Raw genomic sequence first — 21121 nt, 5'->3', positions numbered from 1 at the left:
TCAGCTCCCGGTGGCTTTCTGGTAAGCGGCGATGTCGGCGTCGAGCGAGCTGAGGACGTCGTTCCAGTTCGGGGTCCACACGTTGACGCCCTGCAGAACTCCGGAAGGCGTGTTCTTGTCGGTGGATTCACCGGCAGCGCTTCGGACGTCCTCGCGGACCGATACGCCGAGTGCATCGGTGGCGACGGTCTTCTGGGATTCTTCGGAGAGCAGGAACTCCATCAACTTCTTGGCTTGTTCGCTGCTCGGTGCGCTCTTGGCGAGGCCCATCACGTAGGGCAGTGCAATGGTGGTGCGAGTGCCGTCGGCTCCAGCGGGGAAGAAGATGTCGAACTTCGATCCGTCGTCGGCGATGGAGGCGAGGTTCATCTGGACGTCACCGTTGGCGACCAGCAGCTCTCCGTTACTGACCTTGGGCTGGAGCTTTCCGGTGGAAGACGAGGGTCCGACGTTGTTGGCCTGGAGCTTTCCGAGGTAGTCGAGTGCTCCTTCCTTACCCATCAGGTTCTGGAGCAGCAAGAGCACCGCGGTGCCGTCGCCGGCCTGGCCGGGCGTGGAGTACTGCAACTTGCCCTTGAACTGGTCAGTGAGCAGATCGTCCCAAGATTGTGGGGCGGGTGATGCAGTCGGATTGGCGATGAACGAGAGGTAATTCTCGACGACGGGCACGTACTTGCCGGCGTCGTCCTTCTCGTCGGCAGGAACGGCGGAGGTGTCGATTCCGCTGGGCTCGAGCAGACCTTGGGCGTCGGCCTTCTGGATGAACGGGGGCAGCGTGATGATCACGTCTGCCTGTGGGTTGGACTGCTCCTTTTCGACGCGGGAGACGACCTCGCCGGATCCGGCTTCCACGAGGTTGACGGCGATACCGGTCTGCGCGGTGAAGGCGTCGAATCTTCCCTTGTACCAACCGGACAGGCCGTCGGCGCTGTAGACGGTGACGGTCTCGGTATCTGATCCGGCAGCAGTGCCGGTGCCACCGCAGGCAGTGGTGAACGAAAGGACGGACACGGCGAGAGCGGCCGCAGCGATGCTCGGGCGTAGACGCATGACGATTCCTTTTTCGGAGGTGAGATCAGGAGTGGGTGAGGAGTTCGGCGAACTCCGTCACGGACGGGACGATGTGGGTGGCTCCGGCGTCGCGAAGCTGTTGCTCGTCATGTGCGCCGGTCAGAGTTCCGGCGACGACGGATGCGCCGGAACGAATGCCGCTGAGCACGTCGTTGGACGTGTCGCCGAGTACGGCGATCTGGTGGACGTCGTCGATCGAAAGTTTGAGCAGGGCAGTCAGAATCAGGTCGGGGTACGGGCGACCGCGACCGGCCTCGGCGGGGGAGAGGGTGAGATCGGCGAGGGTTTTCCAGCCGAGCGCGACGAGGAGTTTGTCCTGGGTCGATCGGCTGAACCCGGTGGTCAAGGCAACTTTGATGCCGGCCTCGCGCAAAGTGGTGATGGCTTTCTCGGCGCCGGGGATCGGCTCGGCCAGGCCCTGGTCGATGAGGGAGTCGTACGTGGTTTCGAAGGCGGCGTTCGCGGCCTGGGCGCGGTCTTCGTCACCGAAGATCGCCCGGAACACGACGATCTTCGACTGGCCCATCGTGTCGAGGACGTACTGGCGAGCGGCGTCGGCTTCCGGGCCTTCGGCGGGCAGTCCGCCGGCTTCAGCGGCGGCAGCGAAGGCGCGAAGAACCAGTCCGTCGTCGGCGACGGTGGTGCCGGCCATGTCGAGAACGGCAAGGGTGATCGGAGACATGAGAAGTCTTTCTTGTCGGAGAGATTCAGAGACCGAGCTGGTCGGCGGTTTGTTCCGCCAGTGCCGGGCCGAGCGTCATACCGCGGCCACCGGGGCCGGCAACCACCCAGACGTTGTCGGCGGCTTGTGCGCGGTGAACAAGTTGTGAGGGGTCGATGCACTGGCTGTAGACGCCCGCCCAACGCTTGACGATTGGCGGAAGATCGCGTCCCAGAAGTGTTTCCACGACTCCGGACAGATGGCGATAGGGCGCCTCGTCGACATCGAAGTCGAAGGGTTCCTCGTATTCGTGGGTGTCGCCGATGGTCAGCCCGCCGTGCAAGCGCTGCACGCACAGGAGTTGCATGCGGTGTTCCTCGGCAGTCGGTTCCTGCGGCTGCACTGTGCGGAGGTGATCGAGGGCAGATCCGGCGAAACCGGGGTAGTAGCGGAAGCTGTCACCGTCAGCGATTGCGGTGGTGAGCTTTTCGCCGAGTGGGGCGCTCTGCATCATCTGCAGGCGCACACGGCGCAACGGGAGATCGCCGGCGAGATCGCGAGCCAATCCGCCGAGTGTCGCTCCGGGGCAGACGATCACGAGATCGGCGTCGAAGCTGCGACCGTGGTCGTCGCGGATGTGTGCGCCGGAGGTGGTCGTCGTGATCTCGCGGGCTTCCGTTCCGGCGTGGAAAGTGTAACGGCCGGTGGATTCCAGGTAAGAACGGATGGCGGGGAGCGCTTGCCGTGACTCGACAGCGGCGTCCAGCGTGCAGTGCAGTCCGCCGAGAAACTTGCCCCGGAGCGCGGGGTTGACGACGCGAACGGCGTCGGGATCCAGAACCGCGAACCCTCGGTTGTCGGCGTCCGGCCGAGAGAACGCTTCCTGCGCGACCGCGACCTCCTCCTCGGTGCGCATGAGGGTGATGGAGCCGGCTGGGCGGTATCCGACGCCGGGGACACGGGCGGCAAGGTCTGCCCACAGTTCGCGCGAGCGCAGCGCAGCTTCGAGTTCGTGCGGGGCTCGCCCGGATACCCAGACGAGGCCGAAGTTCCGTACCGTGGCACCGCGGGCTTCGGGCTCACGTTCGAGATGGATGACGTCGTGTCCCCGACGGATTGCCTCGTCGGCGTGCGCCGTTCCGAGGATCCCTCCGCCCACAATCAAAATTCGCATGTAGAAATAGTGACGTTTGGTCTAGACCAATAGGGGGAATCGAGACGAACTCCAGGTTAACAATTGGTATAGACCGAATTCTTGTACGCTTGCGCCATGAATCAGCAGACGTCCACCGGGCCGGGGACCTCGAGCGTCGTGATCGAACCGGAGTTGAAGTACTACCGGGTGCGCACCGAGATCGAGACCATTCTCAGTGGGCTCGAGGAGGGCGACGCAGTCCCGTCCGAGCGGGAATTGGCGGCGCGGTTCACAGTCGCTCGCGAGACGGTCCGTCAAGCGCTTCGTGATCTTCTTGTCGAAGGGCGAATCGAGCGGCGGGGGCGGGGCACTGTCGTCGCGAGTCCGAAGTTGGTTCAGCCGCTATCGATTCGTTCCTATACCGAAGGTGCTCTGAGCGCTGGGCGAGTACCCAGTCGTAAGGTTGTGACCTTCGAACGAATGTCGGCCGACGACGGTCTCGCCACGGAATTGGGTATCGAACCAGGTGACAGCGTCGTTCATCTCGAGCGTGTTCTCTTCGCCGACGGAGAGAAGATCGGACTCGAATCAACGTTCCTGCCGGACAGCAGGTTCGGTGAGATGCTCGACGCTTTCGATGCGACGACGTCGCTGTACGCGGCTATCCGTTCCATCGGCGTGGTCTTTGCCTCCGCAACCGAACGGATCGAGACGGTGCTCGCTTCACCGCGGGAGGCAACGCTCGTCGAGTCCACCACCTCGATGCCGATGCTTCTATTGCACCGGACGTCTGTCGACCCGGACGGTGTGCCGATCGAGCGCGTTCGTTCGCTCTACCGCGGCGACCGTATTGCCTTCTTGACGACTCTTCGCGAGTAGGAGGGGCGTCGAGGGGGTCTGCTGTTACCGGGAACGATAGGCACTCCCAGGCCCGTGGAATCTGTTCTGTACTGGACTCCATCAAACGGGAGGACAGTGAACATGGGTGACAAGAAGGTCTGGTTCGTAACCGGCGCAGGCCGGGGGATGGGAGTCGATATTGCTCAGGCGGCTCTTGCCGCCGGGCACGCGGTGGTGGCAACGGGGCGTGATGCGGACCGTGTTTCTGCAGCGATCGGTGCGCATGACGACCGGTTGGTGATTGCCTTGGACATCACCGACGATCAAGCCGCATATGCTGCGGTGGACACGGCAGTTGCACGATTTGGTGGAATCGATGTACTGGTGAACAACGCCGGAAACTTCTACGCCGGGTTCTTCGAGGTTGTCAGTCCGGCGCAACTTCGCGCTCAGATGGAGACCAACTTTTTCGGGCCGATCAATGTGACACGGGCGGTGTTGCCGGTAATGCGTAGGCAACGGAGTGGACGTGTCGTGACTGTCAGCTCGCTTGCGGGCCTGGTTGGTCAGGAGTTTTGCGCAGCCTACGCGGCGTCGAAGTTTGCGCTGGAGGGTTGGATGGAATCATTGCAATTCGATGTCGAACCGTACGGAATCGGGACGATGATCGTGGAGCCGGGATTCTTCCGGACCGAACTGCTTGTCGAGGGTGTGTCGTCGGTCTGGCCGGAATTGTCGATAGACGATTACGACGCTCGGACCGGCGAGACCGTCGAAGCGTGGAAGAGTATGAACGGTGCCCAGGGCGGGGATCCGGTGAAACTTGCCGCGGCACTTGTGGCACTTGTCGATTCGCCGCTACCCCCACGTCGTTGGGTCGCCGGTGCCGATGCAGTGTCCGTGGTCGAGCAGAAAGCCCACCAACTACTCGATCAAGTTGAAGCCCATCGCGGTTTGTCCTCGTCGCTTGCCCACGTGGACGTGACGACCTGATCCGAGTTTGTCAGGTCACGGGAGTGAGGTGAACATGTCCACGAGCCCCTGGGGTGCGTTCTCGCCGAAGCACATGTCCAGTCCATCAGCGGACTGTTGTGCCGCCGCGGCGCTGCGTGGGAATAGGCGCTCTTCGTAGACAGCTAGCCCTTCCTCCGTGCTGCTGTGCGACGCGATCGCCTGGCCGAGTTCCGCGCCGTCGAGCATTGCCAGGTTCGCACCCTCTCCGGCAAACGGCGACATGACGTGTGCCGCGTCCCCGAGCAGAGTGACCCTGGGAGTACGGCTCCAACTGTGGCCGATGGGAAGGGCATGGATGGGGCGAGGGATCAGCGAGCTGTCGGCTTCGACGATCAGTGAACGCAGTGACTCGTCCCAGTCCGAGAAGTGTTCCAGCAGAACCTTCTTCGCGATGTGATCGTCGGAGAAGTCGACACTCGCTGCCCAGCTCTCGGGAACTCGCAGGGCGGCATAGATGTGCAGACTGTTGTCGGTCTCACGGTGGGCAAGGAAGCCCTTGTCGGCACTGAGTGCGAACATCATTCCGCCGCCGACGGTTTCAGCGGCATCCACGTGCTGGTTGTCGGCGTCGTGAAGGTCGAACTCCACGAAAGATATTCCGGTGTACGCAGGAGTGTAGTTTGAAACCAATGGACGGATTTTCGACCACGCACCGTCGGCGCCGACCAGGAGATCGGTGGTGAAGTGGGTGCCATCCGCGAGGTGAACTTCGTGTCGACCATCCGGCAACGGATGCGCACTGCGGACCTTGGCTCCCCAGTGGAGTGTTTCCTTCGGAATTGAGCTGAGCAGTAGGTCACGCAGCTGGCCGCGGTCGATTTCCGGGCGGTCGCCGTCTCCGGTGTCCTGCTCGCTCAGGTGCACGACGGCATTTCGATCGAGGACGCGTGTCTCTTCCCCGCCTTGATGAACGAGGGCGCGGAACTCCTCATAGAGGCCGGCGGCACGAAGCGCGATCTGACCCGAGTCTTCGTGGATGTCGAGCATCCCGCCTTGAGTTCTGGCTGTCGGTCCGGATTCGAGATCGAATACCGCCGAATCGATTCCGCGGAGATGGAGGACTCGGGCGAGGGTGAGGCCGCCGAGGCCGGCGCCGATGATTGCGATGGGGTAGTGGTTCATGGTGGGTTCCTAAGAAGTGAGTGGGGTGTTCTCGATGCCCGTGATGAGCGTGCGGAATCCCCAGGAGAGGCGCGCCGAGGGTTCACCGGCAAGTAGAGCTGTTGCATGGCCTGCGACGAGTGGGTGCGTCTGCGGGTTTGCGTTCTGGATTGCGTCGGTCAACGCGCTCCATCGGGCATCCGCGTCGGCGGAATTGTTCGGCGCAGAGTGTTCGGCGGCAGTGGACGTCGCGTACTGCAGTAGCAAGTCCACGCCCCACGCGGCCTGACCTGGAGGGACTTCGCCTTCGTCGAGCAATGCCAGCAGGCGCTCGAGCAGGCGCACGTAGTGAACTCCGCTGGGTCGGGAAACGAGTGCCGACTGGGCGAGACCGGGATGATCGAACAGCACGGCCGTGTACGAGGTCAACACCCGTTCAAGGCGAGCTTGCCAAGTGCCGGAGGAATTTTCGGCGAGGTCCACGACTCCGAGGAGTTCGTCGAGAACCGCGGCATGCAGCTCGACTGTGTTGCGCACGTACACGTACATCGATGCCGGCCCGGTGTCGAGTTCGAGGGCGAGTCGACGCATCGTCACTTTCTGCAAGCCCTCCGACCGCAAGATTTCCACCGCGGTACTGACGATGCCCTCGCGTGTCAGAGCGGGTTTGGCCGGACGATTGCGACGGCTCGACGGACTTGTTGGCTGAGTGGGCATGATTTCACGGTACACGAACATGTTCGTAACGAACATGTTCGTTGGATCACGCACTGAACGTCGACCGCTGTGCGGAGCCATATCGGGAGCGGTGGGTTACATGCCTGAACCGCCGGAGAGCATTGCGATCGTCAGTAGGATGCCACCCACAATCCCCACGAGCGGGCTGTCGCTGTCGAGAAGCCAGTCGTTCAACGATCCCATGAGTGCCTCTTTCGGGTTTCGATCTGTCGACGGTCGAGCCTATCGACAGATCGAAACCCGTGATGTCACTTTCGTCCGAATTGTGGATCGGACCCGAGGTGATCAGCCGTAGACGTTGCCCGGGCTGATCAACTTGGTGATCGGCACCATCAAAGCACTGGTCAGGTCGGTCTCTCCGTCGATGTCGGTGTTGATGAAGACGACCAGGGTTGTGTCCTTCTCAGGCAAGTAGACCGAGACTGTCTTGTAGCCGGGCAGGCTTCCGTTGTGACCGATCCAGCCGCCGCTGTTGAACAAACCGAGTCCGTAGCCGGAGCTGTCGTCCCCTTCGCTCAAGCTCACGGTTTGCAGGCGCTGCTTCTGAGTGGCGTCGGTCAGGAGATCGCCTTTGGCCAGCGCCGGAACCCAAATGCGCATGTCGTCCAACGACGAGATCATTGCACCCGCGGCGCCGCCCCACGACGGATTCCAGTCCGTCGCCGCGGTCACGGATTCGTCGAGCGTTTGGTTGGTGTACCCCTGAGCGTGTGGTGTCGGGAACGCGTTGGTGGTGGGAAAGCTGGTGTGCTCCATTCCGAGTGGTGTCGTGATCTTGGTGTCGATGACTTCCGACAGTTTTGAGCCGGAGACCTTTTCGATGACCATGCCGAGCAGAAGGGTGTTGGTATTCGAGTAATCGACAGTGGTTCCTGGTCGAATTTGGAGTGGGAGGTCCTTGACGTATCCGAAGAGCTCTTCGGATGTGAATGATCGGCGAGGGTCGGAAAGAACATCCATGACAAACTGTTCGGACGTCGTGTAGGCCACGAGGCCGCTGCGCATCCCCGCCAGCTGGCGCAGGTTGATCGCATCGCCTTCCATGACGCCGTCGACGTACTGGGAGATCGGATCGTCGAGACCGATCTTTCCCTCGTCGACCAATTGCAGCAGGGCGGTGACGGTAAATGTTTTGGTGACGCTACCGATCCGGTGGTAGAAGTCGGTTTCCATCGGCGCTTTGGTTGCCGTATCCGAGACTCCTGCAACCTTGACGTAGTTGCCGTCGGGCCCCCAAATGCCCACCATCGCACCGGGAATCCCGGTCGAATTCACCGCTGCGTCGACGATCGAATCGAGCTGGTCGGTGATGGTCGAGTCCATGATCTTGTCGGATGTGTCTGTGGATTTGTCCGTGCTGCAGCTGATTACAGCTCCAACCATGGCGCTGCACAGGCCGACAAGCATGATGCGTCTTGCTCCGGTTTTCATGAGTCGAACTCTGCCTGTCCGAGGGCACTCACACATCGACCCCGGGTACGGCAGACGCAGTCCCCAGGTACCTCCTCAACCGGTACCGGGGGACTACGGAACCCTGGTCTGAACCCTTGACTTGGGTCAGAGCCCGCCGTCGAAGAACGCCGCCAGGGCCAGCGCGGGGTCTGCCGCGGTGCCCATATTTGCTACGCCGACAACGATCAATCCCAGCGTGAACAGTGCAGTGAGAAGACCTATCGACCCCGACATGAATCTCGTCCGTCGCTCGGATCGTGCCGTTCTCGCGAAGCGTGCCCACACGACCACAGTCACGGCCAGTGATATTGCTGTCGCGATCAGCGCGATCACCGCCATGGCCAAGTGATACCGCGCGAAGTCGCTGATCATCAGTTCGAGGGCGGGACTTTGCTGATTTCCGGTGCCCGTCGACTGAGCGAGCTGTTGTCGGACCTGCCCGACAGTTTCGGAGAGTGCCCCATCCGTCTGGGCCACGGGCAACATCGAGATCAGCGAGGAGAAGGGTGCAACGACACCTTGGATATTTGCCATCACGAGTACCGAGGAAAACATCGCGAGGAGCGTGACCAGCCCTCCCGCCGAGACGAATGCGAGTTTCTTTCCAGCCGTCAGAGGGCCGGCGTTCACGAACGACGCCTTGAGCATCCGGCCGAGTGCGAGCAGAACCGTCAGCAGGATTACCGCGATCACGGCCTTGGCCACGTGGTACCGCAGCCAGTAGTCGACAGCGGACTCCAAGCTCGGCGAGAAGGCTTGGACACCGGAACTCCAGTATTCGACGAACGCGGCGCGGACCGTCTCGACGAGTTCTCCCTGGTCTGCGTACCCATCACCCGGCCTACTCGTCAGCATGCCCGGGGCGAGAACGAAGGCAGCGGAGAAACCGGCGACCAACGCGATCAACGCGGCGATCTTGCGACCTGAGGACTGCGTCGAGCGCGACGGCCCCGCAGTGTTGTGCCGTGAAGAATTGTGCAGTGGGATTCCTCCAGCGTGATGAGCGATCATCTGGTCACCGTCCACAAAGTCATGTCACCGAGTGTAGAAATCGGTACACCGGACTTCATCGTTCGAGAGGATGATATTTCCGGCGACGGCGTCCGCCCGCCCTCGCCGCTGCCGTCGACATCCTCCTCAGCACTCGACGACATTGACGGCGAGCCCGCCTTCACTTGTTTCCTTGTAACGCACGGACATGTCGTTTCCGGTTTGGCGCATGGTTTCGATGACGGTATCGAGGCTCACCACATGCGTCCCGTCACCGAGGTATGCGAGCTGAGCTGCGGTGACTGCAGTCGAGGCGGCTACGGCATTTCGTTCGATGCAGGGGATTTGGACCAGGCCACCAACCGGATCGCAGGTCAGCCCCAGATGGTGTTCCATGGCAATCTCAGCTGCATTCTCGATTTGTCGTGGTGATCCGCCCATGACAGCGCACAAGCCGGCTGCCGCCATCGCGCAGGCAGCTCCGACCTCGCCTTGGCACCCCGCCTCCGCGCCCGAGATCGAGGCATTCGCCTTGATGATCGATCCGATTGCGGCAGCGGTGAGGAGAAAGGTTCGAACGTCGTGAACGCCGGCGCCCGTAGCGCGTATGTGGTGATAGAGCACCGCCGGCACGATGCCCGCAGCGCCGTTCGTCGGAGCCGTTACCACGCGGCCACCTGCTGCATTTTCTTCGTTGACCGCCATGGCGTAGACGGTCAGCCACTCGCGTGAGGAGGGGGCGCAGTTACGTTGTTCCAGTTGAATGTTCGCAGACCGTGCTCTTCGGCGAACTCCGAGACGCCCGGGCAATACACCTTCGGTCTGGGTGCCGCGTTCGATGCATGTGCGCATCGCGGACCAGATCGCGTCGATGCCGGTGAATGCCCGATCCTGGCCGTGCATCGCGATTTCGTCCGACAGTGCCAACTCGGCGATAGTTCCGGAGCCGCATTCCGCCAGTAGCTCTTTCGCGGTTCGATAGCGTGAGTTGATCGAATGCGCGCTTGCTTGCGTCTCCGTTCCGGCGCGCAGTACGAATCCGCCACCGATCGACAGATATGTACTCGTACAGACGATTTCGCGACCGCTGAAGGCGGTCAGTGTCATCGAGTTGGGGTGCCCGTGACGGCGAACGAGCGGCTCGAACACCATGTCCTCGTGAGTGAACACAACGTGCCTGAGTGAGCCGCCGACGAGCTTCACCGATCCGCCGTCCGAGAGCTCGGCCCAACGCCCGTGAACGTCGTTCGGCTCGCACGTTTCAGGATCCAACCCACGAAGTCCCGCGATCACCGCGTCGGGAGTGCAGTGCCCTATTCCGGTGGCGGCGAGAGAGCCGTGCAGATTGCAGCGAATTCGGTCGACCGACGCGGTCAAGCCGGCGTCGGAGAGCTCGCCGACAAAAGTGCGGGCGGCTCGCATCGGACCGACCGTGTGTGAACTGGAGGGCCCGATGCCGATGGAGAAGAATTCGAGCGCGGAAACATAGACGCCGGTGGTGCTCATTCGGCGCTCGTGACGGTAGTCGCTCCTGACTCGCGCTGGGCCGCAATCGTCAGGAGGTTGGAGCGCGAGTCTCCGGTGGCGGCTCGGATCACAGTGCGCGCCATTGCAATTGCTCCGTGCAGAACAGCTTCGTCGCCCGCTGCGGAGCGGGCATCAGCGGCAAACTCGATCGTGTGAGGAACTCCGGTAACGCCGCGTAACGCGATCATCGGGTGGATCGAGGGAACCACCTTCGACACGTTGCCCATGTCTGTCGAGCCGCCGGTCAGGGGAGTTCGGGCGGCCGCGGTGCGGCCCAGGCTCGCGATCTCCTCGTCCCAGATCGTCGCCAGCACGCGATGTTGAACAAGCTCCTCGTAGCGCGGTTCGGCGCGTTCGGTCGACCAGGAGCAGTCGCTGGCCACAGCTGCGCCCTCGAAGCAGGAGAGCATACGACGCTTGGCGTCCAACAGCACGTCGAGTTCTGCGGCCCGAACTTCCGCTCGCACCAACGTCGAGGCCGGAATGATGTTTGTTGCTTCGCCGCCGTGCTCGACATAGGCGTTGAGCCTGACGTCGGACGGAAGTTGTTGACGGAGAAGTCCGATGGCGACCAAGGCGATCGTGGCGGCGTCACCTGCGTTGATGCCCTTGTGTGGCGCAGCGGCCGCGTGTGCGGCTCTTCCGGTGTAGGTCACGTCGAACCGGTCGACTGCCTGCGTTCCGGTGACGGTGCAACTGACGTCTTCACCTGCAGCGCCGTGGACCATGATCGACATCGCCGCGCCCTCCCATGCGCCACGTTCGAGCAGCAAGACTTTCCCGCCGCCATGTTCTTCGGCCGGCGTACCGAGAAGGACGACGGTCAGGCCGTGTTCCTCCGCGACCTCTCCGAGCGCGACAGCTGCTCCCAGTCCGGCAGCGGCGATGACATTGTGTCCACACGCATGACCGATGTCGGGAAGGGCGTCGTACTCGGCGCAGACGACGACGCGGAAAGGGCCGGAGCCCCGCACCGCTTCGAATGCCGTCTCGAGGCCGTAGGCGGCGCGAGTAACCGTGAAGCCGGCTTCCTGCGCGGCGTCCGCCAAGAGGGCCGACGCATGATGCTCTTCGAATGCCAATTCTGGGTGAGCATGGATGGTGTGGCTGACGTCGATGAGGCGTGATGCCCACTTCTCGATCGTGCTCGAAACCGAGTCTGTGCGGGTGCGGGGGTCAGCGATGGACATGGGTATTGGTTCCTTTCAACATCTTTGGTTCTCAGCGTTTTCGGGTGCAGTTCTAGTGCCAGAGGCCCAGCGCGAACTCCGCGACGACCACGGAAAGTAGGTAAGAGGCGAGGATCGCGACGATTCCGACGGGCACGATCTTCCAGCCGATCGTCTTGAGCAAGGGAAGGTCCTTGCCGAGGCTGAGACCTGCGACAGTCAAGGTGAGGGTGCAGATCGAGAGAAAGTCGACAGTCCCGACGGTGCTCGAGACGAAATCACCGATGGGGGACCACGGTGTTGTCGCCAAGGCGCCGATGGTGATGATTGCGATCATCGCCGCGATCTTGCCGCGGGTCAGGCGGGCCACGCCGACGCCCAGGAGCAACAATCCGGTGAGGATCAAGTAACCGACGATGATCGATCGAGATACGCCACCCGCTGCGATCGAGGAGACGATGACCCCACCGACGAACAGAATCGGAACGATCGTGGTCAGCGGCACGGTGACGCTCGGCGCAACCGCTCGTGGGGCAGTGTCGGCTTTCCGTTCGCTGGTCGTCTTCGAGCGCTTGGTGAGTGCGCCGTAGATTCGATCAGCAAGGGGGAGTGCGACATACATGCCGACATACACGCCGAGGAGGCCGGTGATGATGTTGGATGTGGCCGCCACGGCGAGTACCTGGTCGGCCATCTCGGGGTGCGCCGAAACGACGCTGGCGGCAGCGGCAGCCATCATCGAGCCGGATCCGACGCCGGCACCCATCGCCAATGCGAGGGGGTCGAAGATGTTGAAGGATGTAGCCAGTGACGCAATCAGGCTGATCAGCACGGCACCGAACAGAGTGCCGAAGACGTACATCGACAGGACTCCACGGTACTGGTCGGAATCGGGGCCGTAGCGTTCGCTGACCATCGCGAAGGAACCCTCGCGGTCGATGGAGAAGGTTGCTCCGACGGTGGCCGGCCCCATCCGAAGGAGTACCGCCAGCGGGAGTGCGAGAGCGATAGTGCCGAACAAGTGCCCCAATTCCTGCAGTAGCAGTGCGGGGCCCGCCTCGAACAACAATTGGATGTTCGGGCCGATGGTGAAAGACAACCTTGCACAAAGCAAGAGAACAGCCAGGCCCATGATTGCCGAGGCCGCAGCCTGAAGGTCGAGGCCGAGTGGTTTCCACTTCTGGCTCGAGACGACACCGCCGGCAATCAGTCCCCACACCATGGGCAGGATCGTGATGGCGGCAGCGCCGACGGGAATCACTGCGGGGCCGATCAGTTGCGCGCCTGCCGCAAGCCCGAGGAGCAGAATCACCACGATCCACAGCCGTGGCGACCGCATGGCAAAAACGACTTTTTGCGTCGCGGTTTGATCGCTGACTGGGGAATCGTCATGCGAGACAGGGAATGCTTCGGTCATGTCGGTGTCTTTCTCGAGGGGGCGAACGAACGCAAGAAGTAAGGGTTCTCGAGGCTCAGGATTTGGTGGACTATTGATGTGATGAAGTTAGGATCGACGCGTTTCGATCCTGTTTCGGTGCAGCATTCTTCTGAAAGTGAGGTCCTCGGTGCAGGATCAGATGCTCAAGGACGACGATCTTCGGCTGTTGAACGCACTGCAGATCAGGCCGCGAGCGTCGTGGTCCGAGCTTTCACGCGCGATCGGTTCCGACCCGGTCACCCTGACCAGGCGTTGGGAGCGTCTGCACTCGCAAGGAATAGCGTGGATCGCTGCGTACCGTGGTGGACCCATCGTGTCGGCGACCGCACTTCTCGAGATCGAATGCGCACCGGCACAGACCATGAGCGTTGCCGAACAGATCGCGCACGATCCCGAAGTTCTCACAGTCGATCTCACAACCGGCAATCGGGATCTGCTCGTCACGCTCACCTGCACTGACCTCGATCAATTGTCCAGGTACGTGTTGGAGCGAACACAATCCCTGCCGATGATCACCGCGATGCGAACTCAGATCGTGTCCTCGGCGAACTCCGACGCGAGGAACTGGCGTCTACGTGCTCTCGATGCGGAAGAAATTGCCGCGCTCGAGTCGGCCCCGGCGGGAAAGATTCGTGGTGTACGCGCCGGCGAAGAGGAACAGTCGCAGCTGTTCGACATTCTTTCTCGCGAACCACGTGTCACCGTCTCGGCACTCGCTGCGGCCCTCGGAGTCACGCCGGCTCGCGCTGGGGCGCTCCTTTCTCACGAGCTGTCGACGGGGCGACTGGTCGTCCGCACGGAGATTGCTCGGCCCTACTCCGGCTGGCCGGTCTACGCCTGGTACTTCTTACGTCTCGACGGGCGAAAGGAGGCAATTGCTCAGCGTCTTTCGCACCTGCGTGAGGCGAGGCTTGTTGCTTCTACGATCGGCAGCTACGACATCGCATTGGCGGTGTGGCTGCGCTCGATCGACGACGTGCAGCGTCTGGAAGGTTATCTCGCCGAGCAGTTTCCGGGCGTATCCGTGGTGGACCGGTCGATCGTCCTGCGTACGCCGCATCACCTGCATCGGACGATCGATGTGTCGGGTCGAAGCATGCCGAAGCACGGGTGATCCGCAACTCGTTCGCTCGGGTCGGGTGCTCTCCGACTAGTTGGGGATCGCCACGTCGACGATCAAGCCGAAGTGATCGGAACCTTCGATCTCGATCCGCTCGAGTGACTTCGCCTGTCCGCCCCGCAGAAGTACATGGTCGATGCCGACGATCGCGGGAAATTTCTTGTCCGCCGGATAGGTGCGCACGATGCCTACTCCCAATTGGTCTGCGGCATCGGAGTAGCCGACATCGAGGAGGTCACGGAATTGCTTGTGCGTGAATGTGGTGTTGAAGTCGCCACTGACGATGACGGTTTCCTCGGCGGCAGCAGCGTCGAGCGCGTTTCGCAAAGTGCTCAGCTCGGCAGTCCACACGTCGGGCGGGGTCACGTACGCCGGTCCGGGGTGAACCGCCAGAAGGGTGAACGGGGTCGAGAAGCCCACTTCGGCAACAAGATTGGTCGGTCCGAATCCGTTCAATTCCCGAGTTTCCGTCAGCGGATAACGGCTGTAAATACCGGCGCCACCCCCGCCGGCCTCGTCCGGTACCAAGTAGTGATGCGGCAGCAGTTGCTCGAGTCCTTGATCTCTGAGAGAGCCTTCGAGTGATGTGGTCAGTTCCTGAACCGTCAGGACGTCGATTGCCTTCTCGCGCACCGTCGCAGTCAAACTGGCGGGATCTGCCTGCCCGAAGAGAAGGTTTGCTTGCATTACGCGCAGAGTCGGCCCGTCGATTTCGGAACTGTTTGCCACATACAGTGGACTGATCACCGACGCGCCCACCGCAATCAGTACCACCGAGATCGCCAGCAGGATCCAGCGGCGAAAGACCAGGCATATCAGGGACGCTGCGAGTGTGACCGCAAGCAGTATCGGGACGAAGGAGGCCACGGCGATCAACGGGTTGATCGGCTTGGTGGAGTACAACGCGATCAGCGAGACAACGCCGACGGCGATACCGCCCACGCCGGCGACCTGAGCGATACGGCGTGCCGGAACATTGTCCGTCGTGAATCCCATACCAAACGGTACCCAATGCAGCCACGGCTCCCGACTGCCTGGCGTTTGTCAGTCGTCGGTTCGGGTGCGGAATGCGTTCACGGCGGCTTCGACGGTCGGGTAGAAGTGCGTCGAATCGAATCGATCCCCGACTCCGAATCGGATGAGTCGATCCTTGATCGGACCTTTCATCTCTGCGAATGCCAACCGAATTCCTTTGCCTTCGAGGAATGTATCCAGATCGACGAGTTCGTCGACTGCCGTTGTATCGAGTCCGGTGATCGGTTCGGCGGCTATAACCACCCAGTCGACCGGATCTGGCGCCTTGGCGACGACGGAGCGAACGTACTCGTCGAAGATCTCGCCGTTCGCGAAAAACAGTGGCGCGTCAAACCTCACCAACACCAGGCCGGGGATGCGATGCCCATCTGGATGGCGTTCGATGTCGTGGAATCCGGCGGGTTCGCCCGTCTCGACGAGTTCGGTTCGATGTGGCTGCCATACCTGCGCGATGACCGCTGCGAAGGACAGTCCGATCGCTACAAGGATGCCTTGTAGCACACCGACCAGGGCGACGCCCAGAAACGCCGCGACGGCGAGGCCGAATTCCACGGTGCTCATGCGCCACATGCGGACCATGCCGCCCACGTCGATCAGTGCACACGCGGCGACGATGACGACGGCGGCCAGTGTTGCATCGGGCAGATATGCCGTGAGTCCGGGAGCGACGAGGACGAACACCAGGACCGCGAGCGCCCCGACGACGCCGGCCAATTGTGTGTGCGCCCCACTCTGTTCGGCTACCGGAGTTCGTGACCCGCTCGCCGAGATCGGAAACCCGCCGAACAGCCCGCCGGCCACGTTCGCGACACCGATCGCCTTCATTTCGGTACTGCCGTTCACGTCCTCGCCGTGGCGGGCGGCGAAGGTGCGCGAGAGAACGCCGGTGTCGGCGAAGGCAATCAATGCGATACCGGCGGCGGGCCCGATCAGATGGCCGACGTCCTGCCAGGTGACTCCACCGACGGAAGGGAGGGGGAGTCCTTCCGGTAGTGCGCCGACCATGCCGATGTCATCGGTGAGACCGGCGGCAGCGGACAAGACTATGGCCGCGACAACGGCCACCAGAACGCCGGGAACAACAGGTACCCAGAGCCGGAAGGCGACTATGACGACTAGCGAACCGACACCGATGGCGGCAGCGAGGGGGTCGACGTCGCCACCCACCAGGGCCTTTGAGATCCCGCCGATTTCACCGAGTAGACCGGACGCGTCGACGGAGAATCCGAGCAGCTTGGGAATCTGACCAACTACGACGACGACTGCAATGGCATTGAGGTAGCCGAGACGGATCGGTTTCGAGAGGAGTTCGGTCACGAAGCCGAGACGAAGGAATCCGCCGATCACGAGGATGAGTCCGACAAGAATGGCGAGAACACCGGCTAGTGCAAGCGCATTCTCCGAATCGCCGACCACTGCCAGCGGTATGACCGCGGCGGCAATCAGCGGCGCCAGTGACGAATCAGGTCCGAGTACAAGGATTTTCGAGGGCCCGACTACCGCGTACGCGAGCAAAGGCACGATGGTGGCGTACAGCCCGGCGTACGCAGGCAACCCGGCGGCCTCGGCGTAGCCCATGCCTGCCGGGATGAGCAGGGCAGTCAAGACGAGTCCGGCAGTGACGTCTGTTCGCAACCACTCGCGGCGATACCCACGGGCAGTCGCGACGCCCGGTAGCCGACCTAGACTCTCCGCCCACATCATCGTTTGATTGTCCTCCCTCAGTGGAGCGAACGGGCGCGCTCGGGGGCAACCGCGGTGGTCGCAGGGAGGGGCGCAGGTGCCTGTGCGAGGCGGCGGCGTCGAATTGCCTTGTCCAACTCGACGACAACCGGGATGATCAGCGACCAACCCAGGCAGGCGAGCCACTGGGCGCCGGTCAGTGAGGTTGTCATGAGGAGGTCCTGGAGGACGCCCGCCTCGACGGCGAATACGGTCACGACCGTGGGGATCGTCAAGATCTTGATGGCACCGAGAACCGGTGGAACCACGCCGGACTCGGGATCACGCCGCATGGTCAGCCCCGCGAGAATCGAACCGAGAGAGAGCACTACGAATGCTGTGGTCATGGGAACATTCGCCTCGGAAGTACTCATTTCACCGGGTGCGAGAAGCATCGCCGCGAGTGTCACGGCAAATTGCAGGACACCGTACGCGAGCCACTGAGCGACTGCGCTTCGATGTGCGATCGGCATCTTGGGATCGCGCGGAGGCTTGTTCATCAGATCCGGTGGCGGCGGGTCGAGCATGATCACGGCGACGGGGAACAGTGTGATGAAGAAGTGCTGGAACAGCACCATCAGTGGCGTCAGTGCCACACCCTCGTTGATGTTGAAGATGCTCGCAGCGAGGAAGAGGAGAACCAAGGAGAAGAGTTTCGACATCTGGTAGCGGATGTATGAGACGATTTTTCCGTAGATGTTGCGGCCCAAAGTGATCGCGGTGATGAGGGTGCCGAAGTTGTCGTCGGTGAGCACCATCTTGCCCGCCTGTTTGGTCACCTCACTGCCCGAGCCCATGGCGACGCCGATGTCTGCCTTCTTCAACGCGGCGGCGTCGTTGACCGCGTCTCCGGTCATCGCGACGACGGCGCCACCGCTCTGCATGACATCGACCAAGCGAAGTTTGTCCTGCGGAGTGACGCGGCCGAACACGTGCAGGTTCGGCAACGCGGTCGACAGTTCTTCATCGGTCATCGCTTGCAACTCTCCTCCGCCCACCGAGCCCGGGCCGAGTCCGAGTTCGGCACCGATCGCTGCGGCGGTGATGGCATGGTCGCCGGTGATCATGCGGACCTCGATGCCGGCCCGGTGTGCGGTTCGCACCGAATCGACCGCCTCCGGACGCAGCGGGTCGATGATGCCTGCCATACCGACAAACGTCAGGTCCTCGACAAAGGACATGGGGTCGGCCACGACAGCGTCTTCCCGTCCGTCGAGGCGTCTGACCGCGAATGCCAGCACCCGAAGACCCTTTTCGGACATGGACTGATTTGCTGCCGTGAGTTCGTCTCGGACTTCCTCGATCGGGACCTGCCGACGGCCGGGGAGAAAGGCCGAAGAACACCGAGCGAGGACGACATCGGGTCCGCCCTTGACCAATCCGACGAACTGACTTACGCCGTCGACTTCGAGATGGTGGTACGTGGCCATGAACTTGTACGCGGAATCGAACGGAACCGTCGCCACCCGCGGGTAGGTCCGTCTGGTGAGTGGGGCGTCGGCACCGATCTTTGCCGCGAGCACCACGAGCGCGGCCTCGGTCGGGTCGCCGACAACTTCCCCGGAATCGGAAACCGTTGCATCGCTGTCGAGACACAGTCCGTATGCGAGAAGGGTGAAGTCGGGCGGCGCCTCGCCGGCAACCTGCGTTATCCTTCCCGCTTTGGCATAGCCTTCGCCCTCGACCGTGTACCAACGGCCGTGGACGTACAGCGATCGGACGGTCATCTGGTTCATGGTCAGCGTGCCGGTCTTGTCCGAGTTGATTGCACTGGTCGCGCCGAGTGTTTCGACGTCGGTCAGGTTCTTCACGACGGCCTTGGCGTCGGCCAGTTGACGGGCACCGTAGGCCAGCATCGCCTGGACGAATGTTGGCAGGCCGGTCGGAATCGCGGACACTCCCATTGCGATACCAAGGAGCAGAAGCGTAGTCAGGTCCTGCCCACGAAGGAGCCCGATGACGACGATGACGATCACTGCCGTCCACGCGATGATTCCGAGAAGTTTGGTGAGAGAGTCCAATTCACGTTGAAGTGGCGACTTGCCAGGGGCGACCGCCGACAACATCGACGCGATCCGGCCTATCTGCGTCTGCATCCCGGTCTCGGTGACCACCATGGTCGCCGTGCCGCGGGTGACCGAGGTGTTCTGGAAGGCCAGATTGCTGCGGTCTCCGAGCGGAATATCCTCGTTGTTCAGCGTATTCGGGTCCTTCGGTATCGGCGCGCTTTCCCCGGTCAATGCGGCTTCCTGCGTCTCCAGGGTGGTGGTGGCGAGCAACCGTCCGTCGGCAGCGATGATGTCTCCTGCCTCGACTTGGACGATGTCACCCGGCACCAGTTCGGTAGCGTCGAGTTGAATCAGGTTCCCGTCACGAATGACCCGTGCTTGGGGCGTCTGCATCTTGGCGAGGGCGTCGACGCTGGCCCGTGCCTTCAACTCCTGTCGAGTTCCGAGGACGATGTTGAGCACGACGAGCACCGCCACCACGATTGCTGTCGGCACTTCACCGATGGCGATGCTGACCGCGGCCACGGCGACGAGCATCAAGTTCATCGGATCTTTCAGCTGCAACAGCGCGATCGACCACGTCGACGGCGGTGGCGTCGAGGTGATTTCGTTCGACCCGTAGCGTCGTCGCCGTTGGTCGGCCTCATCCGACTGCAGTCCGCGCTCCGGGTCCGACTGCAGTACGGACACGACTGATTCGCCACTCTGCGCATGCCACGGCGTGGGGCTCATGACCGCACATCCTTTCCTTGGCGATCGTCAATACCGGGTCGGAATCCAGTGCAGCGGTTGTTTGGGCGTCTGGTAGCCGTGAGCCTTCTGCCGTTTCGGCAGGGTGATGTCCGTGGATTGCACGGGCTCGTAGGGGATCTGACTCAGAATGTGGCTGATGATGTTGAGTCGTCCGCGTTTCTTGTCATTGTTGTTTGCGACATACCATGGCGCCCAGCCGGTGTCGGTGAAGCGAAACATCTCGTCGCGGGCACGCGAGTAGTCGTACCAATGACTGAACGACTTCAGATCGAGATTCGACAGCTTCCAGATCTTTCGAGGGTCGTCGATCCGGCTCTGCAGACGTAAGAGCTGCTGTTCTTCGCTGACCTCGAGCCAGTACTTGAGCAGAATGACTCCCGATTCGACGATCGCGCGTTCGACGGTCGGAATGAGCTGGAGAAATTGATGTGCTTGTTCTTCGGTGCAAAAGCCCATTACTCGTTCTACACCGGCACGGTTGTACCAACTTCGGTCGAAGATGACGATCTCACCGCCAGCCGGAAGATGCGGGACGTAGCGCTGGACATACATCTGCGAATGCTCTCGCTCGGTCGGGGCGGGTAACGCAACGACCCGGAACACTCGCGGACTCACTCGCTCGGTGATGGCTTTGATGACACCGCCCTTCCCCGCGGTATCTCGACCTTCGAATACGATGCAGACCTTGGCTCCAGACGATTTGACCCACTCCTGCAAAGCCACGAGTTCGCCGTGCAACGGCTTGAGTTTGCGGCGGTACACCTTGTTCTTCATCGGCTTTTCTGCCACGGGCGGCGCGTCGTCGGTAAGGGTCGACGGGGTGTCGTCGTGAAGAATCCGAGCGTTCTTTCCCACTTCCACTCCCTGGCATCATGAGCGCAACGCGAGCGCGCGGGGAACCGTCCGCCCTTATGTGTATGCCCCATATTCGGTGAACCTATTCTCTTCGCAATCGAGACCCGAATCGTGTTGTTTTCGAACCCTTTCCGAGTCTTGACGTGCTCGGCTGGACGGACGACCATTAATGGATGACTGGCGACGAAGAGTTGCTCCACGTCGAGCGGGTGATCACTCGCCTCATTTCCCGCTATCCCGCCGTTCCTCCACCGGAGATCGAAAACAGAGTGCGAACAATTCACCAGCGTTTTGCGGGATGTCGGATCCGCGACTTCGTGCCTCTTCTGGTCGAAAAGGCGGCCAGACAAGAGATCTCGGATCGGAGAATCGTGATTCCGATAATGGATGAGCGCTCGGCGAGTCTGAACTCTCTCGAGCTGTAGCCGGAACGGGGATCGTCGGCGCATACTGAAATGACCTTGGACCAGGGAGTTCTGGCCGAATGCAGG

18 protein-coding genes are annotated in these 21121 nt (G+C 61.9%); 4 read left to right on the top strand and 14 right to left on the bottom strand.

Features of this window, described 5'->3' with window-relative positions:
* From G4D79_RS22210 to G4D79_RS22200, 3 genes are read right to left on the bottom strand one after another with little or no spacing between them, the layout of a single operon-like run.
* Positions 1–1050, bottom strand: coding sequence for a 2-aminoethylphosphonate ABC transporter substrate-binding protein (locus G4D79_RS22210; RefSeq protein WP_214514392.1), 1050 nt, complete (start codon positions 1048–1050; stop codon positions 1–3).
* A 25-nt stretch (positions 1051–1075) separates the two neighbouring features.
* Positions 1076–1753: a phosphonatase-like hydrolase gene (locus G4D79_RS22205; RefSeq protein ID WP_042450793.1), complete on the bottom strand. Its 678-nt coding sequence runs from the start codon at positions 1751–1753 to the stop codon at positions 1076–1078.
* 25 nt (positions 1754–1778) lie between these two features.
* Positions 1779–2906, bottom strand: a complete 1128-nt coding sequence (locus tag G4D79_RS22200) for a TIGR03364 family FAD-dependent oxidoreductase (protein ID WP_214514391.1) — start codon at positions 2904–2906, stop codon at positions 1779–1781.
* A 96-nt stretch (positions 2907–3002) separates the two neighbouring features.
* Here G4D79_RS22200 and G4D79_RS22195 point away from each other — a divergent pair, with 96 nt between their 5' ends.
* Positions 3003–3746, top strand: a complete 744-nt coding sequence (locus tag G4D79_RS22195) for a GntR family transcriptional regulator (protein ID WP_007734901.1) — start codon at positions 3003–3005, stop codon at positions 3744–3746.
* A 102-nt stretch (positions 3747–3848) separates the two neighbouring features.
* Positions 3849–4700 carry an SDR family oxidoreductase gene (locus G4D79_RS22190; protein ID WP_214514390.1) on the top strand — a complete coding sequence of 284 codons (852 nt, stop codon included), beginning with the start codon at positions 3849–3851 and terminating at the stop codon, positions 4698–4700.
* Between the two features lie 15 nt (positions 4701–4715).
* On the opposite strand, the gene G4D79_RS22185 is transcribed toward G4D79_RS22190, so the two are convergent.
* The 7 genes from G4D79_RS22185 to G4D79_RS22155 all read right to left on the bottom strand — a co-directional run bounded on the left by G4D79_RS22185 (position 4716) and on the right by G4D79_RS22155 (position 13115).
* Positions 4716–5843, bottom strand: coding sequence for an NAD(P)/FAD-dependent oxidoreductase (locus tag G4D79_RS22185; RefSeq protein WP_214514389.1), 1128 nt, complete (start codon positions 5841–5843; stop codon positions 4716–4718).
* 9 nt (positions 5844–5852) lie between these two features.
* Complete coding sequence (locus G4D79_RS22180; RefSeq protein ID WP_214514388.1) at positions 5853–6539, bottom strand: TetR/AcrR family transcriptional regulator C-terminal domain-containing protein; 687 nt, start codon at positions 6537–6539, stop codon at positions 5853–5855.
* Between the two features lie 306 nt (positions 6540–6845).
* Positions 6846–7991: a serine hydrolase gene (locus tag G4D79_RS22175; protein WP_214514387.1), complete on the bottom strand. Its 1146-nt coding sequence runs from the start codon at positions 7989–7991 to the stop codon at positions 6846–6848.
* Positions 7992–8117: 126 nt separating this feature from the next.
* Entirely contained in the window at positions 8118–9023 is a 906-nt protein-coding gene (locus G4D79_RS22170) for a hypothetical protein (RefSeq protein WP_250887561.1), read from the bottom strand.
* Between the two features lie 126 nt (positions 9024–9149).
* Positions 9150–10508 (bottom strand): L-serine ammonia-lyase, encoded by a 1359-nt coding sequence (locus G4D79_RS22165; protein WP_083057417.1) that lies wholly within the window; start codon positions 10506–10508, stop codon positions 9150–9152.
* Positions 10505–11719 (bottom strand): amidohydrolase, encoded by a 1215-nt coding sequence (locus G4D79_RS22160; protein WP_083057414.1) that lies wholly within the window; start codon positions 11717–11719, stop codon positions 10505–10507. The genes G4D79_RS22165 and G4D79_RS22160 overlap by 4 nt, the downstream gene beginning before the upstream one ends.
* Positions 11720–11771: 52 nt before the next feature.
* Complete coding sequence (locus G4D79_RS22155) at positions 11772–13115, bottom strand: DUF3100 domain-containing protein (protein ID WP_007734920.1); 1344 nt, start codon at positions 13113–13115, stop codon at positions 11772–11774.
* A gap of 136 nt (positions 13116–13251) precedes the next feature.
* On the opposite strand from G4D79_RS22155, the gene G4D79_RS22150 reads away from it, so the two are divergent.
* Positions 13252–14250: an Lrp/AsnC family transcriptional regulator gene (locus G4D79_RS22150; RefSeq protein WP_228402203.1), complete on the top strand. Its 999-nt coding sequence runs from the start codon at positions 13252–13254 to the stop codon at positions 14248–14250.
* Positions 14251–14286: 36 nt separating this feature from the next.
* Here G4D79_RS22150 and G4D79_RS22145 read toward each other — a convergent pair whose 3' ends face one another.
* The 4 genes from G4D79_RS22145 to ppk2 are packed head-to-tail and all read right to left on the bottom strand — an operon-like array spanning position 14287 to position 20612.
* Positions 14287–15252, bottom strand: coding sequence for an endonuclease/exonuclease/phosphatase family protein (locus tag G4D79_RS22145; RefSeq protein ID WP_214514385.1), 966 nt, complete (start codon positions 15250–15252; stop codon positions 14287–14289).
* Positions 15253–15300: 48 nt separating this feature from the next.
* Positions 15301–16995, bottom strand: a complete 1695-nt coding sequence (locus tag G4D79_RS22140; RefSeq protein ID WP_214514384.1) for a SulP family inorganic anion transporter — start codon at positions 16993–16995, stop codon at positions 15301–15303.
* A 17-nt stretch (positions 16996–17012) separates the two neighbouring features.
* Complete coding sequence (locus tag G4D79_RS22135; protein ID WP_214514383.1) at positions 17013–19754, bottom strand: cation-translocating P-type ATPase; 2742 nt, start codon at positions 19752–19754, stop codon at positions 17013–17015.
* Between the two features lie 27 nt (positions 19755–19781).
* Positions 19782–20612: a polyphosphate kinase 2 gene (gene ppk2, locus G4D79_RS22130; RefSeq protein ID WP_085989950.1), complete on the bottom strand. Its 831-nt coding sequence runs from the start codon at positions 20610–20612 to the stop codon at positions 19782–19784.
* A gap of 191 nt (positions 20613–20803) precedes the next feature.
* On the opposite strand from ppk2, the gene G4D79_RS22125 reads away from it, so the two are divergent.
* Positions 20804–21055: a three-helix bundle dimerization domain-containing protein gene (locus G4D79_RS22125; protein WP_007734945.1), complete on the top strand. Its 252-nt coding sequence runs from the start codon at positions 20804–20806 to the stop codon at positions 21053–21055.
* The last annotated feature ends 66 nt before the right edge of the window (positions 21056–21121 follow it).

The sequence above is a fragment of the Rhodococcus sp. WY5 genome, from assembly GCF_018588185.1.
Classification (GTDB): Bacteria; Actinomycetota; Actinomycetes; order Mycobacteriales; family Mycobacteriaceae; genus Rhodococcus_F; species Rhodococcus_F qingshengii.
Note: the sequence above shows the minus strand (reverse complement) of the source record. Positions and strands in the feature narration are given on the sequence as shown.

Excerpts from the sequence above, each read along its gene's own strand:
- G4D79_RS22210 (WP_214514392.1), bottom strand. The coding sequence starts at position 1,050 with ATGCGTCTACGCCCGAGCATCGCTGCGGCCGCTCTCGCCGTGTCCGTC.
- G4D79_RS22205 (WP_042450793.1), bottom strand. The coding sequence starts at position 1,753 with ATGTCTCCGATCACCCTTGCCGTTCTCGACATGGCCGGCACCACCGTC.
- G4D79_RS22200 (WP_214514391.1), bottom strand. The coding sequence starts at position 2,906 with ATGCGAATTTTGATTGTGGGCGGAGGGATCCTCGGAACGGCGCACGCC.
- G4D79_RS22195 (WP_007734901.1), top strand. The coding sequence starts at position 3,003 with ATGAATCAGCAGACGTCCACCGGGCCGGGGACCTCGAGCGTCGTGATC.
- G4D79_RS22190 (WP_214514390.1), top strand. The coding sequence starts at position 3,849 with ATGGGTGACAAGAAGGTCTGGTTCGTAACCGGCGCAGGCCGGGGGATG.
- G4D79_RS22185 (WP_214514389.1), bottom strand. The coding sequence starts at position 5,843 with ATGAACCACTACCCCATCGCAATCATCGGCGCCGGCCTCGGCGGCCTC.
- G4D79_RS22180 (WP_214514388.1), bottom strand. The coding sequence starts at position 6,539 with ATGCCCACTCAGCCAACAAGTCCGTCGAGCCGTCGCAATCGTCCGGCC.
- G4D79_RS22175 (WP_214514387.1), bottom strand. The coding sequence starts at position 7,991 with ATGAAAACCGGAGCAAGACGCATCATGCTTGTCGGCCTGTGCAGCGCC.
- G4D79_RS22170 (WP_250887561.1), bottom strand. The coding sequence starts at position 9,023 with ATGATCGCTCATCACGCTGGAGGAATCCCACTGCACAATTCTTCACGG.
- G4D79_RS22165 (WP_083057417.1), bottom strand. The coding sequence starts at position 10,508 with ATGAGCACCACCGGCGTCTATGTTTCCGCGCTCGAATTCTTCTCCATC.
- G4D79_RS22160 (WP_083057414.1), bottom strand. The coding sequence starts at position 11,719 with ATGTCCATCGCTGACCCCCGCACCCGCACAGACTCGGTTTCGAGCACG.
- G4D79_RS22155 (WP_007734920.1), bottom strand. The coding sequence starts at position 13,115 with ATGACCGAAGCATTCCCTGTCTCGCATGACGATTCCCCAGTCAGCGAT.
- G4D79_RS22145 (WP_214514385.1), bottom strand. The coding sequence starts at position 15,252 with ATGGGATTCACGACGGACAATGTTCCGGCACGCCGTATCGCTCAGGTC.
- G4D79_RS22140 (WP_214514384.1), bottom strand. The coding sequence starts at position 16,995 with ATGATGTGGGCGGAGAGTCTAGGTCGGCTACCGGGCGTCGCGACTGCC.
- G4D79_RS22135 (WP_214514383.1), bottom strand. The coding sequence starts at position 19,754 with ATGAGCCCCACGCCGTGGCATGCGCAGAGTGGCGAATCAGTCGTGTCC.
- G4D79_RS22125 (WP_007734945.1), top strand. The coding sequence starts at position 20,804 with ATGACTGGCGACGAAGAGTTGCTCCACGTCGAGCGGGTGATCACTCGC.